This window comes from Saccharospirillum sp. (genome assembly GCF_039982735.1).
Classification (GTDB): domain Bacteria; phylum Pseudomonadota; class Gammaproteobacteria; order Pseudomonadales; family Natronospirillaceae; genus Saccharospirillum.
In genome coordinates this window covers 332,279-350,903 of the sequence record NZ_JBDWXV010000003.1, presented here as the reverse complement: position 1 = coordinate 350,903, position 18,625 = coordinate 332,279, and the positions used below count along the sequence as shown (strand labels likewise).

Annotated in this window: 14 protein-coding genes; 3 read left to right on the top strand and 11 right to left on the bottom strand. The window is 58.2% G+C overall.

What is annotated here, in order from left to right; all coding sequences use genetic code 11:
• Positions 1-38: 38 nt before the first annotated feature.
• From ABJT94_RS02940 to gluQRS, 5 genes are all read right to left on the bottom strand, one after another.
• On the bottom strand, positions 39-2,984 hold the full coding sequence (locus ABJT94_RS02940) for an ATP-binding protein (RefSeq protein ID WP_348477582.1): 2,946 nt from the start codon (positions 2,982-2,984) through the stop codon (positions 39-41).
• On the bottom strand, positions 2,984-3,151 hold the full coding sequence (locus ABJT94_RS02935; protein ID WP_164743850.1) for a hypothetical protein: 168 nt from the start codon (positions 3,149-3,151) through the stop codon (positions 2,984-2,986). Before ABJT94_RS02935 ends, ABJT94_RS02940 begins: the two co-directional genes overlap by 1 nt.
• Positions 3,152-3,247: 96 nt before the next feature.
• A complete protein-coding gene (locus tag ABJT94_RS02930; protein ID WP_348477581.1) occupies positions 3,248-4,780 on the bottom strand; it encodes a DUF3369 domain-containing protein in 1,533 nt (510 codons plus the stop codon).
• Complete coding sequence (locus tag ABJT94_RS02925; protein WP_348477580.1) at positions 4,777-6,417, bottom strand: ATP-binding protein; 1,641 nt, start codon at positions 6,415-6,417, stop codon at positions 4,777-4,779. The genes ABJT94_RS02930 and ABJT94_RS02925 overlap by 4 nt, the downstream gene beginning before the upstream one ends.
• Before the next feature lie 122 nt (positions 6,418-6,539).
• Positions 6,540-7,403 (bottom strand): tRNA glutamyl-Q(34) synthetase GluQRS, encoded by an 864-nt coding sequence (gene gluQRS, locus ABJT94_RS02920; RefSeq protein WP_348477579.1) that lies wholly within the window; start codon positions 7,401-7,403, stop codon positions 6,540-6,542.
• 107 nt (positions 7,404-7,510) lie between these two features.
• Between gluQRS and ABJT94_RS02915 the strand changes: the two genes are divergently transcribed.
• Entirely contained in the window at positions 7,511-8,704 is a 1,194-nt protein-coding gene (locus tag ABJT94_RS02915; protein ID WP_348477578.1) for an aminotransferase class I/II-fold pyridoxal phosphate-dependent enzyme, read from the top strand.
• 201 nt (positions 8,705-8,905) lie between these two features.
• Here the strand turns inward: ABJT94_RS02915 and ABJT94_RS02910 are convergent, their stop codons facing one another.
• Genes ABJT94_RS02910 through ABJT94_RS02895 form a run of 4 tightly spaced genes read right to left on the bottom strand, consistent with a single transcriptional unit; the run spans position 8,906 to position 12,437 of the window.
• Positions 8,906-9,223, bottom strand: a complete 318-nt coding sequence (locus ABJT94_RS02910; protein WP_348477577.1) for a Rieske (2Fe-2S) protein — start codon at positions 9,221-9,223, stop codon at positions 8,906-8,908.
• Positions 9,224-9,253: 30 nt separating this feature from the next.
• Positions 9,254-10,033, bottom strand: coding sequence for a heme ABC transporter ATP-binding protein (locus ABJT94_RS02905; protein ID WP_348477576.1), 780 nt, complete (start codon positions 10,031-10,033; stop codon positions 9,254-9,256).
• On the bottom strand, positions 10,030-11,052 hold the full coding sequence (locus ABJT94_RS02900; RefSeq protein WP_348477575.1) for an iron ABC transporter permease: 1,023 nt from the start codon (positions 11,050-11,052) through the stop codon (positions 10,030-10,032). Before ABJT94_RS02900 ends, ABJT94_RS02905 begins: the two co-directional genes overlap by 4 nt.
• Positions 11,049-12,437: a hypothetical protein gene (locus tag ABJT94_RS02895; protein ID WP_348477573.1), complete on the bottom strand. Its 1,389-nt coding sequence runs from the start codon at positions 12,435-12,437 to the stop codon at positions 11,049-11,051. Before ABJT94_RS02895 ends, ABJT94_RS02900 begins: the two co-directional genes overlap by 4 nt.
• Before the next feature lie 269 nt (positions 12,438-12,706).
• Between ABJT94_RS02895 and ABJT94_RS02890 the strand changes: the two genes are divergently transcribed.
• Both ABJT94_RS02890 and serB read left to right on the top strand, forming a co-directional pair.
• Positions 12,707-12,886, top strand: coding sequence for a hypothetical protein (locus ABJT94_RS02890; RefSeq protein ID WP_127556143.1), 180 nt, complete (start codon positions 12,707-12,709; stop codon positions 12,884-12,886).
• Positions 12,887-12,910: 24 nt separating this feature from the next.
• Positions 12,911-14,122 carry a phosphoserine phosphatase SerB gene (gene serB, locus ABJT94_RS02885; RefSeq protein WP_348477572.1) on the top strand — a complete coding sequence of 404 codons (1,212 nt, stop codon included), beginning with the start codon at positions 12,911-12,913 and terminating at the stop codon, positions 14,120-14,122.
• Positions 14,123-14,389: 267 nt separating this feature from the next.
• Here serB and ABJT94_RS02880 read toward each other — a convergent pair whose 3' ends face one another.
• Complete coding sequence (locus ABJT94_RS02880; protein WP_348477571.1) at positions 14,390-16,477, bottom strand: EAL domain-containing protein; 2,088 nt, start codon at positions 16,475-16,477, stop codon at positions 14,390-14,392.
• A gap of 180 nt (positions 16,478-16,657) precedes the next feature.
• Positions 16,658-18,451: a hypothetical protein gene (locus tag ABJT94_RS02875; protein ID WP_348477570.1), complete on the bottom strand. Its 1,794-nt coding sequence runs from the start codon at positions 18,449-18,451 to the stop codon at positions 16,658-16,660.
• Between the last annotated feature and the right edge of the window lie 174 nt (positions 18,452-18,625).

The window sequence follows — 18,625 nt, the reverse complement described above, 5'->3', positions numbered from 1 at the left end:
TCGATACAGGCAGGCTTCCAGGCCGTGGTTCGCTGTGTTCAGGGTGTTACCTGAGGTAACAGCCGATGTAAGGGTAACCGAATTGTGAACCGAGTGCCAATGCCCTCGGCGGCAAAGGCGGGGCTGTCCACGGCCATATGGCCGTAGTGTTCTTCGACAATGGTATAGGCCAGAAACAGGCCGAGCCCGGTGCCTTTGCCGACCTCCTTGGTGGTGAAGAAGGGGTCGAAAATGTGATCGACAACCTCGGCCGCAATGCCGGTTCCCCGGTCGATGACTTCTACCACGGCACTCTCTACTTCGGCTTCGGCCCGCACCCGGATCACCTCGCCATCCGGGCTGGCATCCCGGGCGTTGCCGAGCAGGTTGATGAATACCTGGCTCAGGCGCTGGGCCTCACACAGTACGGTCAGGTCGTCGGCGACCTCATTCACAAAGATCACCCGCTGCGCATCACGCGACAGGGAGAGCAGGTCGATGGCGTCCTGCACCACCTGGCGCAACGGATAAGGTTGGTGGTCGGCCTTGCCATCCCCCTGGCCGGCATGCGCGAAGTTGACCAGCGAGCGTACAATTTTGGTCACCCGGCCAGCCTGTTCCCGAATCTGATCGGCAATCACCTGTTGCTCGGCCGGGTCAGTCACGTATTTCAGATCCTGAGCCAGGCAGTCGATGCCGGTGATGGGGTTGCCAATTTCATGGGCCACGCCGGCAGCCAGGCGACCAATAGAGGCCAGGCGCTCGGAATGCACCAGTTCCGATTCCAGCAGCTTATGCTCGGTTTCGTCTTCAAGTAGAATGACGGTGCCTTCGAGCGGCTCGTCGCGGCGTTGCATTTGGGCGCTGCGATGCAAACTGAACCAGCGTTTGCCCCGGCCATCGGCATTGGGCTGTTCTACGGTGAGCTTGTTGGACTGGCCCTTGAGAAAGCTGTCGAGCAGGTCGTACCAGTTGGCGGGCAATGAATCGAGACGGGCGCCAATGGCTTCGGCCTCACTGATGCCGGTCATGTCGGCCATGACCCGGTTCCACAGCAGTATTTCGCCGTCACTGGCCAGTGAGCAGACGCCGATTGGCAAGTTATAGAGTGTTTCACGGTGGTGACGGCGTAACCGGTCGAGCTCGGCAGCCATGCCGGTGAGTTGATGGTGATAACCATCAAGTCGTTGTTCGAAAAAGTAGATGTCATCCCGTTCGGCACGACCGCCTTGCTCGTATGGCAGGTAGCGGGCGACCAGTGCCTGGGCGACACTCGGGCCCATCAACCCCGATAAATTGGCTTCAATGGTGTCGCGCAGGCGGCGCAGGGCGTAGGGGCGGTATTCGCCGAGCGGAAAACCCAGTGTTTTCAGTGCTCGCTTAACTTCACGTTCCGCCATGATGCGCCCCAGCGGGCGACTCAGCGTTTCGATAAACTCGGTAACGTTGCGCGCTTTCAGCGGTAGACGATGACGCCGGTCGACTGAAGTGATGACGCAGGTCTGGGCGGCATCTTTCTCTTCTTTGCTGGTGCGGGTGAGCAGCGAGACCAGCACAAAGGTCAGCGTATTGATACCCAGGGAAACCAGAGTGGTCAGCGACCAGTGATCAGCCTCCAGGGCGAAGCCCATGCGCAGCTGGGTGCCAAGCGACAGGCTCTCGGCAAGCATGGGTACGGCCAGACTGGCGGCCCAGACAAGTAAGCCCAGCGTTAGACCACTGACAAACCCCTGGCGGTTGGCTCCGGCCCAGAACAGCAGGCCAAGAATGCCCGGTAATAACTGCAGCAGTCCGGTAAAGGCAGTAATACCCAGGGAGGTGAGGTTCTGCACCTGGTTGAGCAACAGATAGAGCGCGTAGGACAGGCCAATGACCACGCCGATAAGCAGTCGCCGCACCCACAGCAGCCAGCGGTACACATCGGCACTGAAGCTCGGCTTGTAAAACGGCAAGACCAGATGGTTCATCGCCATGCTGGCCATGGAGATCGACGCCAGCACCGTGATGCCAGCGGCGGCGGACAATCCACCCAGGTAGGCCAGCCAGGTCACCCAGGGTTTGTCGAGCAGCAGCCCAATTGAGAGGGAAAAGTACTCCGGGCTGGCGGTCGAGCCGAGTGACTGGCCAGCCCAGAGAATGGGCATTACCGGCAGGGCCATCAGCAGCAGGTAAATGGGCATCGCCCAACTGGCCATCCGTAACCGCGACAGATTGGTGGTTTCCCTGAACAAAAGCTGGAACAGATGCGGTAATACCAGCGGCGCGGAAACGAACATCAGTAACAGGGAGAACCACTGTACCGGTTGCAAGGGAGACGTTTGAAATTGGGGTTCGAGCGCAATCTGTGACCACCGGGTTATGCCTGGCCAACTGCCAAACACTTCCAGCGCAGCAACGCCGCCAATCACCAGAAACGCGACCAGTTTGAACAGCGACTCAAACGCCAGCGCGAACATCAGCCCCCGGTGCTTCTCGGTCGGGGCGATGTCGCGGGCACCAAACAGAATGGAAAACGCCAGCAGAATCAGACAGATCAGCAGTGCCAGTGGCCAGGCCATGGTGTTCGGGTCGAGCAGAGTGATGGTGTCGGTAATGGCCTGAATCTGCAGCGCCAGCATGGGCAGCATGGCCAGCACCACGCCCAGGGTGGTCAGAAATCCAACCCAGCGGCTGCGGTAGCGGAAGGCGAACAGGTCGGCCAGAGAGGCCAGCTGATAGCTGCGCGACAGATCATGAATGGGCCGCAATATGATGGCCGAAAACACCAGGGCAATGGCGAGGCCGAGATACAGGGCGAGGTAACCGTAACCCAGATGGTAGGCAAGGCCGACACTGCCATAGTAGGCAAAGGCGCTGCAGTACACGCCCAATGCCAGCAGGTAGACCAGCGGGTGCCGGGCCAGGTTTTGCGGGATCCAGCCGCGCTCTGCGCAGTAAGCGGCCAGAAACAGCAGCATCAGGTAACCGAGAGTGACACTGATCAGGAGTTGCCAGCTAAAGCCCATCAGCGCCGACTCCGCAGGTATTCAGCCAATGCATTGACCGCAATCAGGCCTGTCCAGATCAGGAAGGGCAAATACCACAGCTGCACCGTCCCGGAGCCATCCAGTGAGAACGGCAGCAAGAGGTAGAAGGGTAAAATGAACAGCTTGAGTAATAACGACAGTGACATGGGTCGCCCGCCCGTGAATGCGGGCGATATCCTACCCTTACAGCGGCCAGAATTTAAGCAGCGACTGAAGAATTCCCGCCCGGGCGCGGTCGGGAATCAGTCGGGGTAGGTGTTTTTGATGGCAATGAGGTCATCGAAATGGGCCAGTACAATGTCGGTCAGGGCCGGATCGAACTGCTGGCCACGTTCTCGTTCAATCAGGGCCCGGGTCTCCTCGTAGGCCCAGGGATTCTTGTAGCAGCGAGCGCTGGTGAGCGCATCGAACACATCCGCCAGGGCCGTTATGCGGCCTTCAATGCTGATTGAGTCACCCTGTTTGCCATGAGGGTAGCCGGAACCATCCCAGCGTTCGTGGTGGTCCAGAGCGATCAGTGCACCGACTTTGAGAATGGATTTTTCCGACTGGTGAAGCAAGTCGTAACCGATCTGCGAGTGGGTTTTCATGATCTCCCATTCCTCGGCGTCCAGGGGGCCTGGCTTGTTCAGTACTTGGTCGGGTATGCCTATTTTGCCCAGATCGTGCAGGGGCGCTGCTTCCCGAATTAACTGCGCCTGTTGTTCGCTCAACCCGGCTTTCAGTGCGATCAGTTCACTGATGTGCGACACCCTGCGCAAGTGCTGGCCGGTCTCCCGGGATCGATGCTCTACCGCATCGCCCAGAATAAAAACGATTTCGCGCTGGCTGTCTTCGAGTTCGGTGCGCAGGGACAGATTTTCAAAAGCGGTCAGGGCGTTCTGGCAAAAAACTTCCAACAGATGGCGTTCAATGGGACTCTGGGGCGTCAGGCCCTTGAGGAACAACATGCTTAGATGCAGTTCGTTGGACCGGTAAAGGCACAGATAGCCATTATCCATGTAATGCGAGTGATACCCGAGTTCGGTACTGTCGATGAAGGTGCGAACGCTGTCGGGCAGCAGTTGGGTAACCGGGACGCCCACTTTGCTGTGATAGGCCCCGGTTCCGGCAACGACAGTCAGTTTGCCAGCCTGTTCATGGGCGGCGATGCCCTCGCACTGAGCGTAGAGCGCATCTTCGTCAGGCGATAGTATCGCGGAAATCTGTTCGAGAATGCCCAGGGCAAAGTCGGTGAGGAAGGTTTTCTGCTGCAGGTGAATGGAGGCACTGAGAATGCGTTCCAGGCCCTGCCGGCTGCGATCGAGCGCCAGGATGTCTCGGTAGCTGCGCAAACAGGAGTACAGCAGGGTGTGCAGTTTGCTGCGTGTGAGTTCGGTTTTTTCCTTGTAGTCGTTGATGTCGTAGTCGGCAATGATGGTTTCTTCCGGTGCCTGGCCTGGCTGGCCGGTGCGCAACACGATTCGGGTAAAGGTATTGTTCAGTTGGGTGCGAATGGTTTCTGCCAGATCCAAACCGGCGTGGTCGGTTTCCATAACCACATCGAGAAGGCACAGGGCCGTATCCGGGTTGTCTCTCATCATCGCTTCGCCTTCGACACCGCTGTGGCTGTGCAGGAAGGCCAGCGGCCGGCCATCGAACCGGAAGTTGCGCAGCGCCAGGGTAGTGATGGCGTGCACTTCTTCGTCGTCGTCAACGATCAGCACCTTCCACGGCAACAGGTGCTCCGGGTCTGAGATGGTCCGTTCGCTCGCAAAGGTCAGCTTCTCGTTCATGATGCAGTGTCCGGGGCTGGTGTTGGCTTCGGCGTGGCGTCTGCCGGTGAATAGGGGATGGTGATGATCAGTCGGCAACCCTTATGTGGCGGGCTGTCGAGCCGTATTTTTCCGTTCAGCTTACCGGTGACCAGATTAAAAACGATATTCATGCCCAGGCCACTGCCACCACTGGACCGGCGGGTCGTAAAAAATGGATCGAACATGCGTTTTTGGGTATCGGGGCCCATGCCCTCTCCGTCGTCTTCATAAATCAGCTCCAGCGTCTTTTTCTGTACGCGGTTATACAGTCGGATCTGACCCGGGCGGGTGCTGTCGTCGAACCCATGAAGCAACGAATTGATGATCAGGTTGGTGATGATCTGTGCCAGCGCCCCCGGTGTCAGTTGCAGGGCAATATCGGGGTCGATGTCATTCACGACCGTAATCGGGGTGTTTTTGTATTTTGGTTTCAGACTGGCCAGAATTTCATCGACATAAACCTGCAGGTTAATGTCGCGCTGTTCATCGCTGGTCTGATCCACAGCCACCTGTTTGAACGATCGAATCAGTTGCGCCGCCCGATCGAGGTTGCTCGACAGCAGCGTGCCGGTTTCCAGGCACTCATGAAAGAACCGTTCGAGATCCGACTTGGTGAGCGTTTCATTCTCCAGCTCCCGCTGTGTCTGGCGAGCCTCTGAGGTCAGGTGGCTGGCAGCGGTAATGGAGACACCCAGCGGCGTGTTGACTTCATGGGCGACGCCGCTGACCAGATTACCCAGGGAGGCCAGCTTCTCACTTTGCAACAGTTCATCCTGGGCTATCTGGAGTTTTTCGAGCGACTCGCTTAACTCGGTGTTGCTGCGTTGCAGTGCCTCGGTGCGCTCGCTTACGGTTGCCTCCAGCTCGGTTCGGTATTCCAGCAGTTCTTTCTCGTGTTCGATCAGGCGGTCGCGTTGATCATTGAACGATTGATACAAGCGACCGATTTCATCCGACCGGGCTTCGAGAGATGGTTCGCGCTGCACGACCCAGGTGGAGACATCACCCTTGGAGGTGCGTTCGACAAAATCGGTAAACGCCTTGATCGGAACCGCGACGATACGGTCAACCAGGGCGTAGAGCCCAATCAGCAACAGAACGATGGCCAGCACCGCGGAAATGATGACACCACCGAGCACCAGCCGAACCTGATTCTCGATCAGGCTATCGTCGCTGCGCAGATAGATCCAACCAATGACAGACTCAGAATTATTGAATTCATGCACTACGGGGGTGCTGATGAACAGGCTGTTGGCGTCATTCCATTCGGTACGGTCACCTCCCGGAGGCAGGTCAGTGAACGTCATGTTGTTCAGGTCACCAAGGTTCAGACTGATTTCACCCTCGGCGCTGCGAACGGCTACACCGGAGATATAAGGGTCGCGCAGCAGAGCATTGGCGGCGCGGGTGACGCCGCTATCGTCAAAGGCCCACATCGATTCCTGAATAATTGGCAGCATATTGCCGAGTGAGGCGTCCACGTTCTGATTACGCAATCCCTCCATGGTCCGGTTGAGCGCGGAGTATTGCATCAAAATGGTCACCAGAATGGCGATGGCCACCCCAAACGTGATGTAAAGCAGAAGACGGCGCGCCAGTGAAGCGTTTACAGTCATGAAACAGTGCAACCCGAAAGCAAAGTCTCTTTAGCGTAAACCCGCAGTCAGGTTCGCGCCAGCAAACAGGCGAGGAACGAATAAATGTCTGTTTTTTTCCGGGTTAAAATTGGTGGTTTGGATTAAAGCGGAATCTCAGCTAACCCATACAGGCGGGTGGGAGACCATTTCACAAGGGCCTCGGTAAGCATACGCTCCGGCGTGTCGGCTTGAACATCAAGGCCAAGCCAGGGCCAGAGCTGCATCAGGTTGGCCGTGGCCTGGCGGTCGTCTAGAGCAGGCGCACAATTCTGTTTGCTGAGCTTTTGACCAGCATGAACCAACACGGGGAAATGTGCATGGTTCGGGCACTCATGACCCAGTGCCCTGTACAGCGCCCGCTGCCAGAAGGTGGAGCTGAGCAAATCGATGCCGCGCACGATGTCGGTCATACCCTGGTCGGCGTCGTCCACTACCACGGCCAGCTGGTAGGCAAACAGACCGTCGCGCCGGCGAATCACGACATCGCCATAGTCGCGCGCCAGTGCCGTTTGCTGCGGCCCCTGGAACAAGTCGCTAAAGGCATCGTCGATGTCGGGTGTCTGAAAGCGGATGGCGGCATCGGCCCGGGGCTGGCGACAGGCGCGGCATGTGCCCGGATAAACCGGATTCCCGGCGAGCTGCTTGCGGCTGCAGCGGCACCAGAACACGTGATCCCGGTCAGCCAAAACCTCGAAGGCGTTTTGATAGGTATCATCGCGCTGGCTCTGGTGCATCACCGACGAATCCCACACCAGGCCATGAGCCTCCAGGCTACGCAGAATGGCATCGCTGGCACCCGGCTGGGTTCGCGGCGGGTCCAGATCCTCAATGCGTACCCACCATTCACCGCCATGCCGCCGGGCCTCGAGGTAGCTGACCAGCGCCGCCAGCAAAGAGCCAAGGTGCAGTGGTCCGGTGGGCGAGGGGGCGAAACGCCCGCGATAGCGTGGTGGCTGAGCCGTCATGCTGGTCAGGTTCTCCATTAAAGACAGTGAATAGCGCGCTGGTATTGGACTGGGCGTCACCGATTCTGCATTATGCCCACGGTTTTCAGTCTTTGCAGGTAGCAGTTATGTCCGCCAACCGGCTTGCCGATCGTACCCGACACATCGCGCCCTTTCACGTTATGGGCGTGCTCGCCAAAGCCCGGGCCATGGAAGCCGAAGGGCGTTCCGTGATAAGCCTGTTCGTGGGTGAGCCGGATTTTGGAACGCCAGAGGCTATCATAAAGGCAGGCCAGCAAGCATTGGCGGACGGGCACACGGGTTATACTGCGGCCATGGGCATACCGGCTCTGCGAGCCGCCATTGCCGACCGCTACCAGCGCTGGCATGGCATTACCGTCGACCCGGCGCGAATAGCGGTAACCCCGGGCGGTTCGAGCGCCCTGTTACTGGCATTTGCGGCCACCATCGACCCCGGCAAGCGAGTGTTATTGCCCGAACCCGGCTACCCCTGCAACCGGCATTTCCTGCAAGTGCTCAATGGTCAGGGTATCTCGGTTCCGCTGTCGACCGATGGCTTGCGACTGGATATTGATGCCCTCGAAGCCGCTGTGACTGAAAACACCACTGGCCTGTTGCTGGCGTCACCCTGCAATCCGACGGGTCAGGTTTTGTCCCGCGAAGAGTGGACCGCCGCTTCAAACTTTGCCCACCGTCATGATCTTGCCTTGTTTGCCGACGAAATCTATCACGGTCTGACCTTTACCGAATCATTGCCGCCGACAGCACTGGAAGTAAACGACGATGCCTGGGTCACCCAAAGCTTCTCGAAATTTTATGGCATGACCGGCTGGCGTCTGGGTTGGGTTGTTGTGCCCGAATACGCGGTTGAAGCAGCAGAACGCCTGGCGCAAAACCTGTTTCTGTCGGCCCCTGCGATGGCCCAGCAAGCTGCATTGACCGCTTTTACTCCCGAAGTAGAAAAAGAATGTTTCGCCCGGGCTGCCGAACTCAAGGCACGCCGGGATGCGTTGGCACCGGCCATTGAGGCTTTAGGCCTTCCGCTCCTCGCGCAACCGGATGGCGCTTTTTACCTTTATGTGGATGTGTCATCGGTTTGTGACGACGCCATGGACTGGTGTCAGCAATTGCTGGAAGAAACCGGCGTGGCCATTGCCCCGGGGCTCGACTTTGGCGGGACTACTGAGCACAGTGCGGTGCGTATTGCCTACACCGTTTCGATATCTCGCCTGGAAGAAGCGGTGAGTCGAATCAGAGACTATCTGGCGCGGCATCCTTATCTGGCTCAGGTCGCTGAGTGACAAAGTTCGGAGGTTGTTTCGGCTTAGGTGTCCATAATTCGTGTCGTCCACCGGGTAGGCCTATCCGGGGTCGGCGTAGATCCGTCCATGGAGCCTAGGCCGCAGCATCCATGCTGCGGACTACCCCGGATAGGCCTACCCGGTAGCCAACACTTGGTATGTAGGTCATTTTTACATGATTATTAACTAGGGTCCCCTTTCTCAGGAAACCAAGTACAGCAGGTCATCCTTGACCGTAAACTCAGCGGGTTTCAAATAATCCCCCTGGCAGGGGCCAGACAAGCAGTGGCCGGTTTCAATCTCGAACAGCGCACCGTGGGTGGAGCACTGGATCAGGGCACCGTCGAGGTCCAGAAAATCGTTTTCCTGAAATTCCAGCTCAACGCCCAGGTGCGGGCATTCGTTGTGGTAGACGAAAATCTCACCGTCTTTGCGCACCGCGAAAACCGGTTTGTCGGTGATATCGAAGCCGAGTGACTCACCTTCGTTCAGGTCGTGAACAGAGCAAAGTTCGATCATTGATACTCCTGGTTCGAATTCAATTATGGGTTAATCCGGAATGATCAGCGGACAATCGTGGCGCGGGTGGCGCTGAACGGTGACCGCCAGATCGAAATAGCGTTGCAGGGTATCGGCTTGGAAGACCTGGTCAGGTGTGCCCTGCGCAACGATGTGGCCCTGATGCATCAGCACCACCTGATCGGCATAACGAGCCGCCAGGTTCAAATCATGTACCACCAGCAAAATGCCCACTTCGCGTCGGGCAAAGTATTGTACAGCCTTGAACAGTGCCTGCTGATGACTCAGGTCCAACCCGGTCGTAGGCTCATCGAGCAGTAGGAAGCAGGGGCCTTCCGGCTGGGTTTCCCAGATTTGGGCCAGCACCCGGGCCAGGTGAACGCGCTGTCGTTCACCGCCGCTGATGTCGTCGATGCTGCGTTGACTGAACTGACTCAGATCGCACAACGCCAGGGCTTCCTTCACGATCTGTTTATCCCGTTGGTGACCAGTGCCATGCGGGTAGCGCCCGAGTGTGACCACTTCTTCGACCCGAAATTCGAAATTCAGTGCATGCTGCTGCGGCAGTACGGAGAGCAAACGGGCTCTGTCCTGCCCCTCCCAGTCGTGGATCGGTTTGTCATGCAGAGTAACCTTGCCCTGTTCTGGCGTGAGTTCGCCGCTCAGGGCTTTTAGCAAGGTGCTCTTGCCAGCGCCGTTTTGCCCGACCAGGGCGGTGACCTTGCCCGGCGTTACCCTAATCGACACATCCGTGAGTACGGGCTGGCCCGGAATCAGGCTCAGCGTCAGTTGATCGGCACGCAGCGTCATAACAACCGGCCCCGCTGGCGATGGATTAAATAGATGAAAAACGGTCCGCCGAGCAAGGAGGTAATGATACCCACCGGCAGTTCGGCCGGGCTCAAGACGGAGCGGGCCAACCAGTCAGCCCACAGGGTGAGCAGGGCACCCAGTGCCAGGCTGAGTGGCAGCAACCGACGGTGGTCGGCACCGGTCAGCATGCGCACGATGTGCGGCACGACCAGGCCAATGAAACCGATGATGCCGGTAAAGGCAACGGCGGCACCCACCCCGGCAGCACTGAGATAGACAATGCGTCGTTTCAGCACTGGCACATCAAAGCCCAGGTGGCGACATTCGGACTCACCCAGTAACAGGGCGTTGAGCGGTCGCCATAGCCGGTAAGCGAGCGGGGCGATGATGGCCAGCACCGCTGCGGTGATCGCCACGCCCGACCAGCTGGCCGCCGCAAAGCTACCCAGGCTCCAGAACGTCAGTGTGCGCAATTGCTCATTGGTGGCCAGATAGGCGCAGAGACCAATGCCGGCGGCGGCCACCATATTGAAGGCAACGCCGGCGAGAATCAGCCGCAGAGGTGAGTAGTGGTTACTTTGACCAATCAGCATGACCAGCCGTGTCGCGGCCAGGCCACCGCCAAAGGCGACCAGGGGTAGCAGAAAGGGTCGCAAAGCAGCGGGCAGGGCATTGGGCAGGCTACTGGCCAGAACCAGAACAACGACGACCATCAGCGTAGCGCCGCTGGATACCCCCATTAAACCGGGCTCGGCCAGGGGGTTGCGAAACAACCCTTGAATCAGAACTCCGCAGACCGCCAGCAGCGCGCCCACACAGAGTGCCAGTAGGGTTCTGGGAATGCGGATTTGCCAGAGAATCAGCCCCTGTAAATCGTCGCCAGGGCCGGTAAAGAGGTGTTTCAACAGAGCGGACCAGGGCAGATGCGTGGGGCCGGTCGCCAGACTGGCAAGCAGCGTGACCGCGAACACTCCGATCAGCCCAGCCCACAGCCAGGCTGCGGGCACTTGCTTCATTGCGCCTCCAGCAGCGTGCGTGCCTGCGAGCGCAGCAATTGATCCTGATTGCCACTGATGGCATCGAGTTCCCAGACTTCCAGCCGGGAACCGTCCGACAAAGTGATATCACGCACCAGCGATACTTCTACGCTGCGGTTCAGTTCAGCATCCTGCAACATGGGTTCGGCCAGGTAGAGCGTATCGCGGGGCTGCAGGGCGCTGACCTGTTGCAACCACTGGGAGGCATCGCCAGCAACCAGAGGCAGGGGGATGCCGTGCTTGGTGGTTCTGGAAACAAAAGCCGGGCCTGCGCTAAGCGAATAGCCAAAACTGGGCTGCTGCCGGTGCGATTGCTGGTGCAGCTGCTCGGCGGCCATTTGCAGTACCCGGGCCGCGCAGACGGCGTTCATGGCGTAATGGTCTTCGTCGCTTAGGCCAAAGACCAGCGTGAAGCCTTCGGGAAGCAGCACGCCACCATAGAGCTCGCCCACCTGGGTGATCAGGTGTTCATACCGTGCCCAAAGCCCCTGCAACTGGTGAGCATCGTAATGGCGGGTCAGGGCATCCCAGTTGTGACATTGGACATTGAGCAGAGCAACATCGCAGTAAGCCCCTTTTTCACCCACCAGATGGGTCTGCTCAAGCAGTCGTTCTGCCTCGGCGGAGTCGGTTGAGGTGGCCAGGGTACGCAGCACCTGGGCGTTGCGATCCAGCGAATTGCTCAGGCGTTGCACCAGCATGCGAATCTGGTGTTCGGGTGGGCCGCTGAACGCATCTCGCCATTCCGGAATCTGCTCGCTCAGTTGGGTGGCGAGCTTCTGGGTCGCCTGATCCTGCAGGCGGGTGCGCCAGCCAATCAGACCCCCTGCCAATGCCATGGCCAGCAGGTTGAATAGAAACCAGGCGCGGTAAGCACGTTCCTGCCAGGAACGCAGGGGCTGGTCATCAAGTTGTATTTCAACGTTGCCGAGCAAATCTGACTCAAAATAGACCGGATGGCTGAACCGGTCGATGGCATCAGGGTTGCGGCCACCGGGACGAGACGTCAGCGTAATGTCCTGGCTGGTTGAGTTCAGGCTGGCATTGAACACCAGTGGTTCTTCAGCGGTGCGATTCAGCAGCAGGCTGATGGCCAGCCGGTCGCCGCGTTGCAGGGGCGCGGCAATGTCGAACGCCAGAGTTCGGGACAGGCTCTCGCCGAGGCGCCGGCCAGCCTGCGTCAGTGCATCGCTGGCAGGCTGATACCAGAACAACCAGAGCATCAGGTTCACCATGACCAACAGCGCCAGCGTAAAGCCGGTTAGCGGTTGCCATAGCCAGCGTAGCCAGTGTCGGGACAACAGGCCTTTGGCCGCGTGGCGGGCGTCTGGTTGTGTCTGGGGAGTGCGCGTGTCTGCCGTCATACTGGGTGTTGGGGTGCTCTGGTGGTGAAATAAGTCCGGGCCCGATGTTCGGAACTTCCTTAATTGTTCCGCAGCGTCCCAGTCGATACAATACGGCGGCCTGTCACCATGGTGGCAGCCGCAGCCCGGTCAGAGGAGCCCCTGTTTGCCTGTGGGGAGCGCCTGCCGTGTTCAAGGCGGCTATGGTAGCGGTATTTCGGGCTATAAAGAACCCGCGGTTCAGTGAATCCGCACAGTCCACACCCTGTCCCAATCAATGAGGAAACAGCATGAGTAATTCGGTAGAGCAGTTGCACGCCCAACTGAGTCAGATCAAGAAGGGCCTGTTTATGATGGGTCCGGACCGGGTTCGCGCCATGTCCACCCACGAGACGGAAGACCTGATCGTTGAGTTGCAAACCGTTACCGACCAGGCGCTGGCTGAACTGGCCAATCTGAAGAGCGAGTAATTCCACCGACCGGAGCCGTGCCTGGTGAGTTCCATTTTAATGTTAAAGGTGAGTGGTCACGACCGCATGGGTCTGACCGCCGAGCTCACCACAACGCTGGCTGAATTCGGCGTCATCCTCCTCGACATGGGCCAGTCGGTCATTCACGACCAGGTCTCCCTGGGCATGTTGCTGCAATTGCCCGAGGGCGCCGACACTTCGGGCGTGCTCAAGGAAATACTGTTCAAGGCCCACGAGCTGGGCATTCATGCCCGTTTCACCCCGGTCGAAGAACCCGCCTACACCGACTGGGTTGGCCAGCAGGGCAAAGACCGTTATGTGCTCACCTTGCTGGCGCGCCGCATTACTGCCGAGCAGCTGGCCCGGGTATCTACCGTGGTCAGTGAGCAGGGACTGAACATTCAGGACATTACTCGCCTGACTGGCCGAATCCCGCTGGATGCACCGGCAGACAGTGGCAAAGCATGCATAGAACTGACACTGCGCGGGCAACCGAGCAGCCCGGATGCCCTGCGTCTGGCGTTTCTCGACATCAGCAGCCAGCTCGACATCGACGTCGCCTTTCAGCAAGACACCGTCTACCGGCGCAACCGCCGCCTGGTGTGCTTCGATATGGATTCAACGCTGATCGAAACCGAAGTGATAGACGAACTGGCCCGGGCGGCCGGGGTGGGCGAGCAGGTCGCGGCCATTACTGAACGAGCGATGTCTGGCGAGCTCGATTTTCAGCAAAGCTTCCGGCAGCGCATGGCGTTGTTGAAAGGGCTGGATGAATCGGTGCTGACCGGCATTGCCGCACAATTGCCAATTACCGAAGGCGCCGAGCGGCTGATTCGTACGTTGCGGGCCTATGGCTTCAAAACCGCGATTCTGTCGGGTGGCTTTACCTATTTTGGCCATTATCTGCAGCAGCGCCTTGGCATCGACTATGTGTACGCCAACGAACTCGAAATTGCCGATGGACGGGTAACCGGCGAAGTGAAAGGCGTTATTGTAGACGGTGCCCGCAAGGCTGAGCTGCTGCACGAACTGGCGCAACGAGAAGGCATTCAGCTGGAGCAGACCATTGCTGTGGGTGACGGTGCCAACGATTTACCAATGCTCAGCCAGGCCGGGCTCGGCATTGCTTTTCGCGCTAAACCCATCGTGCGGGAAAGCGCGCGACATGCGATTTCTACCCTGGGGTTGGATGCGGTGTTGTATCTGCTAGGTTTCAGGGATCAGGATATTCACTGACCTAAAGTCGATATTTTGCACCCAGGCGAGTGTCGGGTGCTGGGTGTACCTATCCGGGGAAGTCCGCAGCAGGGACTAAAACGTCGGGAGCGTTTTAGCATGAGCGAAGCGAGCCCGAAGGGTGAATCCCAGGGATGGGATTCGTATCCTGCGGTCTAGGCCCCATGGAAGGGTTGAGTGGGCGGCATCCCGCCCGACCCCGGATAGGTACATCCAGTGCCTGGCACGGATTAGCAGCAAAAGGTTTAGCCTCCGAAGCGTGACTTATCAGACCGCCTCTTCTTCATCGTTGGCATCGAACTCGTAGTCCATGCCGGTCAGCGGTGCCTGGACGTAGTAACCCTGAATGTAATTGACGCCCAGCTCCCACAGCGAGGCGAGGACTTCTGCGCTCTCGATTTGCGGGACAATTGAGTTGATGTCCTGCTTGTGGATCGCATTGACCAGAGTTTCCAGCGGGGCCATGGCTTTGTCGTCTGACGTCAGCGCTTCAATAAAACTGCCGTCGACGCGAATGTAGTCGATGTCGAGGTGACGCGTCACCGACAGGCCGCTTTCAATCAGACCGAAGTGGGTAAGCGCTAGCTTGCACTTGAGCAGTGCCAGGCCCTTGCTGAAAGCCTTGGCGACTTTCAGGTAGCTTTGGGCTTGTTCTTCGGTGACCTGGAAGGTCAGCGCATCGCCTGGAAGTTTGGAGGCCTTCAGTGCACTGTTCACCCAGGGCAGAAAGGTAGGATCCTGGATCGAGCTGGGCGTCAGATGAATGAATACCTGAGTGTTATGGCCGCGCTTGCGGTGCTCTGCCAACGTCTTGATGGTGTTCAGTACCACCCAGCGGTCAAGTTTTGCGCCCTGGTCCCGAGCTTCAATCAGCGGCAAAAACTCTTCCGGCAGGACATCGGTACCGTCTTTGTCGACCAGGCGCAGCAATACATCGTAATGTTCCCGGCTGTCGCCTCTGAGGCTGATGATCGGCTGGAACAGAATACGGAAACCATCGTTCTCAAGGGCGTGGTCGACTTTGCCGGCCAGGTTGTCGTCCGACAGATTGGCGATGTCGGATTTGTCGTAATATTGCACCCCGGTCTTTTCATGAACGGCGCGCGTGTAGGCCTGATGCGCATGGCTCAGCGCCTCCTGGCCGCTCTGGCAGCGCTCGTCGATGTGTGCAATGCCGAAGGCCACGTCAACGGGCAGCGTGCGACCATCAACCTCAAACAGATGATCGGCGATTTCCTTGCGCACCTTAAGGGCGTCGGCTTTGATGTTGTCGATATTGCCCTGGGCCAGCAGCAACGCAAAGCTGTCGTCACCGTAGCGCGCCAGCAATGAACCCGCTGGCTGGTGCTTGGCATACACCTCGGCCAGCTCTTTCAGAATAACGTCGGTACCGGCAATGCCAGCTTTGGTTTTCAGGTCACTGAAGTTGGCGATACCAATGTGCAGCACTATTTGGCTGGTGTTTGACTTCAGAACTTGCTGATAGGCTGTTTTCAAGGCATCGGTGAAATGCTGGCGGTTGTAGAGTCCGGTCACCAGATCCTGTGAGCTGATTTCCTTGATCTTGGCCTGCAGCTCTTCGTTGTCGGCATCGTTGCGTCGTATGACCAACTGGGTACAGGGTTCACCTTCATAGCTCGCCCCCGACAGCGTCATGCGAATGTTGAACGCCTCACCATTGACGTGTTCTGCGACGCACGTCAGTTCACCGGTTGAACCGTCGCGATAGGTCTTCAGCGAGCTTTTGAGTTTGTCGAGGTCTTTGCGGGCGATCAGATCCATGATCGGGGTGCTTTGCAGTTCTTCGAGGTCGTCGTAGCCGAACAGGGTCTGGTAGGCTTCGTTCGCGTAGATGTGCATGCCTTCGTGGACATAGGCAATGGCATCGACAGAGCTGTCGAGCAGTAACTGACAGCGCTTCTCGGTTTCCTGCAGGCTGGCTCGTGTCTCGCGCAGTTCACGGCGGGCTTTCAGCGCCGCTTTTTCCCGTTTAACCGCGCTGACCAGGTGTTGCTCTTCACCTTCAACCAACACGTCTGTCAGGCCGGTAGCAAGCGCCTCACCGATACGCTCGGCATCGTAAGTTTCTAGCAGCGCCAGAATGGGCAGGTCTTTGCCGGCTCGTTGAATGGTGGCCACAGCGGCTGTCGGGTCAACGGTCTGGGTATCCAGCTTGACCAGTAACATATCCCAATGTTGTTCCGACAGAACGGTTTCCAGTTCACTCAGGCTGGCAATAAAATGGGAGCGAACGGCCTGGCCCGCGTTGCGCAGGCTGCTTAGCAGCGGTTCTGCCTCACTTTGAGTGTCATGGATTACCAGAAGTCGGATGGCGCTTGCGTTACTTTCAGACATAAATCAACTGTCGCGACAAAGTTTTTAGATTAGGGGTCTGAGTATAGTGACGAACGGTCGATCTTGACAGCCACACCGTTGTTTTTTTGGAATTGGCGAGCTCAGGCTGAGAGCACCGTCTCGCTTTGTGGCACAAACAGTGCTCGGTCGCAGACCGGTGCCCAGGCTCAGCAGCGGCGGTCAGAGTTGCCGCCAGAGGCTTTCGAAGCTGTCGTCGGCACCAATGGCCTGGTTCCTTTCAGGCTCTGCTGGTTTGTGCGCCACCTTGCGTACCTGAAACTGGCTGAGAATGCCGGTGCTCAGAATGCGTTTGGTGAGCTGGTACTTGCCTTCATTGCCCGAGATATTAATGGTGACCTTGTTGCCCACCTGAAACGGCAGTCGCGGTGTCAGCACGGAGGCGTCCTGCCCGATCGCCCGGATTTCCGGTATGAACAGGCCGCGCAGGTAGTCGCCGTGTGCGCCGGTCTTGTGCAGTTGGCGTATGCCGCATGGCTGGCTGTTCGGTGCAATCAGTTCAACACCCATTTGGGTGCCGCTGTCCTTGCTCTGGCGCAGCCAGCGCACCACACCCAGGTTCCAGTGCTGCAGTTTCTCTTCTTTGACGGCGACGACTTCACCGGTTTTCAGGTTGCTGGCGGCTTTGTCGGTCCACTGAATGCAATAGCCGCGCGGGCTGACGTTGACCAGCAAGCCGGAGTAGCTGGGGTGATCTTCCTGAGCGTCTTGTGGGAAATCGATGGCATCCTCTTCGCTGCCGGGCATGCGCCGCTGGCCGGCATCGAACGAGTCTTCCCAAACGTCTTTCTGGGATTGGACGGCCTTGGTTTCAAACGCCGCAAAGCGTGAGCTTACGGCGCCAATAAAGGGGTTTTCGGCATTCGCAGACTGCCCATAAAGCTGGGAGTAGAAACCTACGCCACCGGACATGTGAAAGTGAGTCCCGGTCAGGCCGACGGTGAGGGATACCTTGCCGCTGGACTGGGTGCGCGAAAACGCACGCTGTTTCATGCCACCCCAGGACTGGACCAGATGCTCCAGCAAAGCCTGATTGAAATCCCTGGGCAAAATGCGGCTGGGGGCTTTGTCTTCGCCCCCCGCAGAGTCTTCAGCGCGCTTCAGTTCATCGTGCAGGGGTCTCACCAGTGGCAGGGTATTGATGCCCAGGTATTCCGAGAAATTGGCTTGCTTGATCAGGTAGCTGTACTGGGGTGGCTGGTCGGTTTCCGGGTTGATCACCAGAACGGATTTTTCATCGGCCACATCATCGATGTCTAGCAGCGGCGTCCAGCGGGGCAGAGCCGCGAATACATCGGTCAGTTCACGCTGCAGCAACTGGTTGGGCTGGCTGGTACCGAGCAGCACGGCTCTGAGGTACACCTCCTGAATGGTGGAGCGCTTGCCCTGTTCGTTTTCTTCGATTGGCGTGGTGTGCAGGTTGAATGCCGATGCTATCTGGTACAGCTGATGTATCTCGCGCCACAATCCGGTTGGCGTAGGGATGTACAGCTGGTAGGAACGTAGCAAGCTGGGGATCAGGTCGCTCAGCGTTCGATGAACGGCTTTGGCCATCAGTGCCTTTTGCTTGATGGTGCCCTGCGCCAGCATATGCTGAACAATGATCTTGTAGCCGGTGGCCAGGTGGGTTTGCAGCGCCTGGGCCAGGTTGGCAACTTTGCGTTGCTGGTCATCGAGCGCAACGCCCTGATTCAGGTACTTCTGGTTCAGCGAGCTGCATACGTAGTGTATTGGCTCGCGAACCATGTCCATCAATTCCAGGCGCGAGGCATCGCTGATGCGCAACTGATTGAATTCGATGACAGCATGGTAGAGCTGTCGTGACGTTTCCCCGATGTTGGCCATCGGCAAGCCCGTGACCCACGCCTTGAGCTGGCGGGCGTTGGGTTCACAGAATGACAGGGTCGTCAGGGTCTGCTGCGGAATATTGAGATAGTGTTTCGGCCTGTAATCCATTCAGTGCTCTACCCAGTGTCTTGCCGAAGTATAGTCGTGCTGCTGCGGTGTCAATGTCATTTGATGCTGCCACGGTACTTGTTGGCCTGTCTGGTGCGGGCTGGCTCACCCTGTATCGTCCAGTGTTTCAGACCCGATATGACGCTAGATTAACGGCCTATGGCGCCTATGGGA

Bases quoted from the DNA above. Each gene is read 5' to 3' on its own strand.
- ABJT94_RS02895 (WP_348477573.1), bottom strand. From the start codon at position 12,437: ATGACGGCAGACACGCGCACTCCCCAGACACAACCAGACGCCCGCCAC.
- ABJT94_RS02925 (WP_348477580.1), bottom strand. From the start codon at position 6,417: ATGACTGTAAACGCTTCACTGGCGCGCCGTCTTCTGCTTTACATCACG.
- ABJT94_RS02915 (WP_348477578.1), top strand. From the start codon at position 7,511: ATGTCCGCCAACCGGCTTGCCGATCGTACCCGACACATCGCGCCCTTT.
- ABJT94_RS02880 (WP_348477571.1), bottom strand. From the start codon at position 16,477: ATGTCTGAAAGTAACGCAAGCGCCATCCGACTTCTGGTAATCCATGAC.
- ABJT94_RS02910 (WP_348477577.1), bottom strand. From the start codon at position 9,223: ATGATCGAACTTTGCTCTGTTCACGACCTGAACGAAGGTGAGTCACTC.
- ABJT94_RS02875 (WP_348477570.1), bottom strand. From the start codon at position 18,451: ATGGATTACAGGCCGAAACACTATCTCAATATTCCGCAGCAGACCCTG.
- ABJT94_RS02890 (WP_127556143.1), top strand. From the start codon at position 12,707: ATGAGTAATTCGGTAGAGCAGTTGCACGCCCAACTGAGTCAGATCAAG.
- gluQRS (WP_348477579.1), bottom strand. From the start codon at position 7,403: ATGACGGCTCAGCCACCACGCTATCGCGGGCGTTTCGCCCCCTCGCCC.
- ABJT94_RS02905 (WP_348477576.1), bottom strand. From the start codon at position 10,033: ATGACGCTGCGTGCCGATCAACTGACGCTGAGCCTGATTCCGGGCCAG.
- ABJT94_RS02935 (WP_164743850.1), bottom strand. From the start codon at position 3,151: ATGTCACTGTCGTTATTACTCAAGCTGTTCATTTTACCCTTCTACCTC.
- ABJT94_RS02900 (WP_348477575.1), bottom strand. From the start codon at position 11,052: ATGAAGCAAGTGCCCGCAGCCTGGCTGTGGGCTGGGCTGATCGGAGTG.
- ABJT94_RS02930 (WP_348477581.1), bottom strand. From the start codon at position 4,780: ATGAACGAGAAGCTGACCTTTGCGAGCGAACGGACCATCTCAGACCCG.
- ABJT94_RS02940 (WP_348477582.1), bottom strand. From the start codon at position 2,984: ATGGGCTTTAGCTGGCAACTCCTGATCAGTGTCACTCTCGGTTACCTG.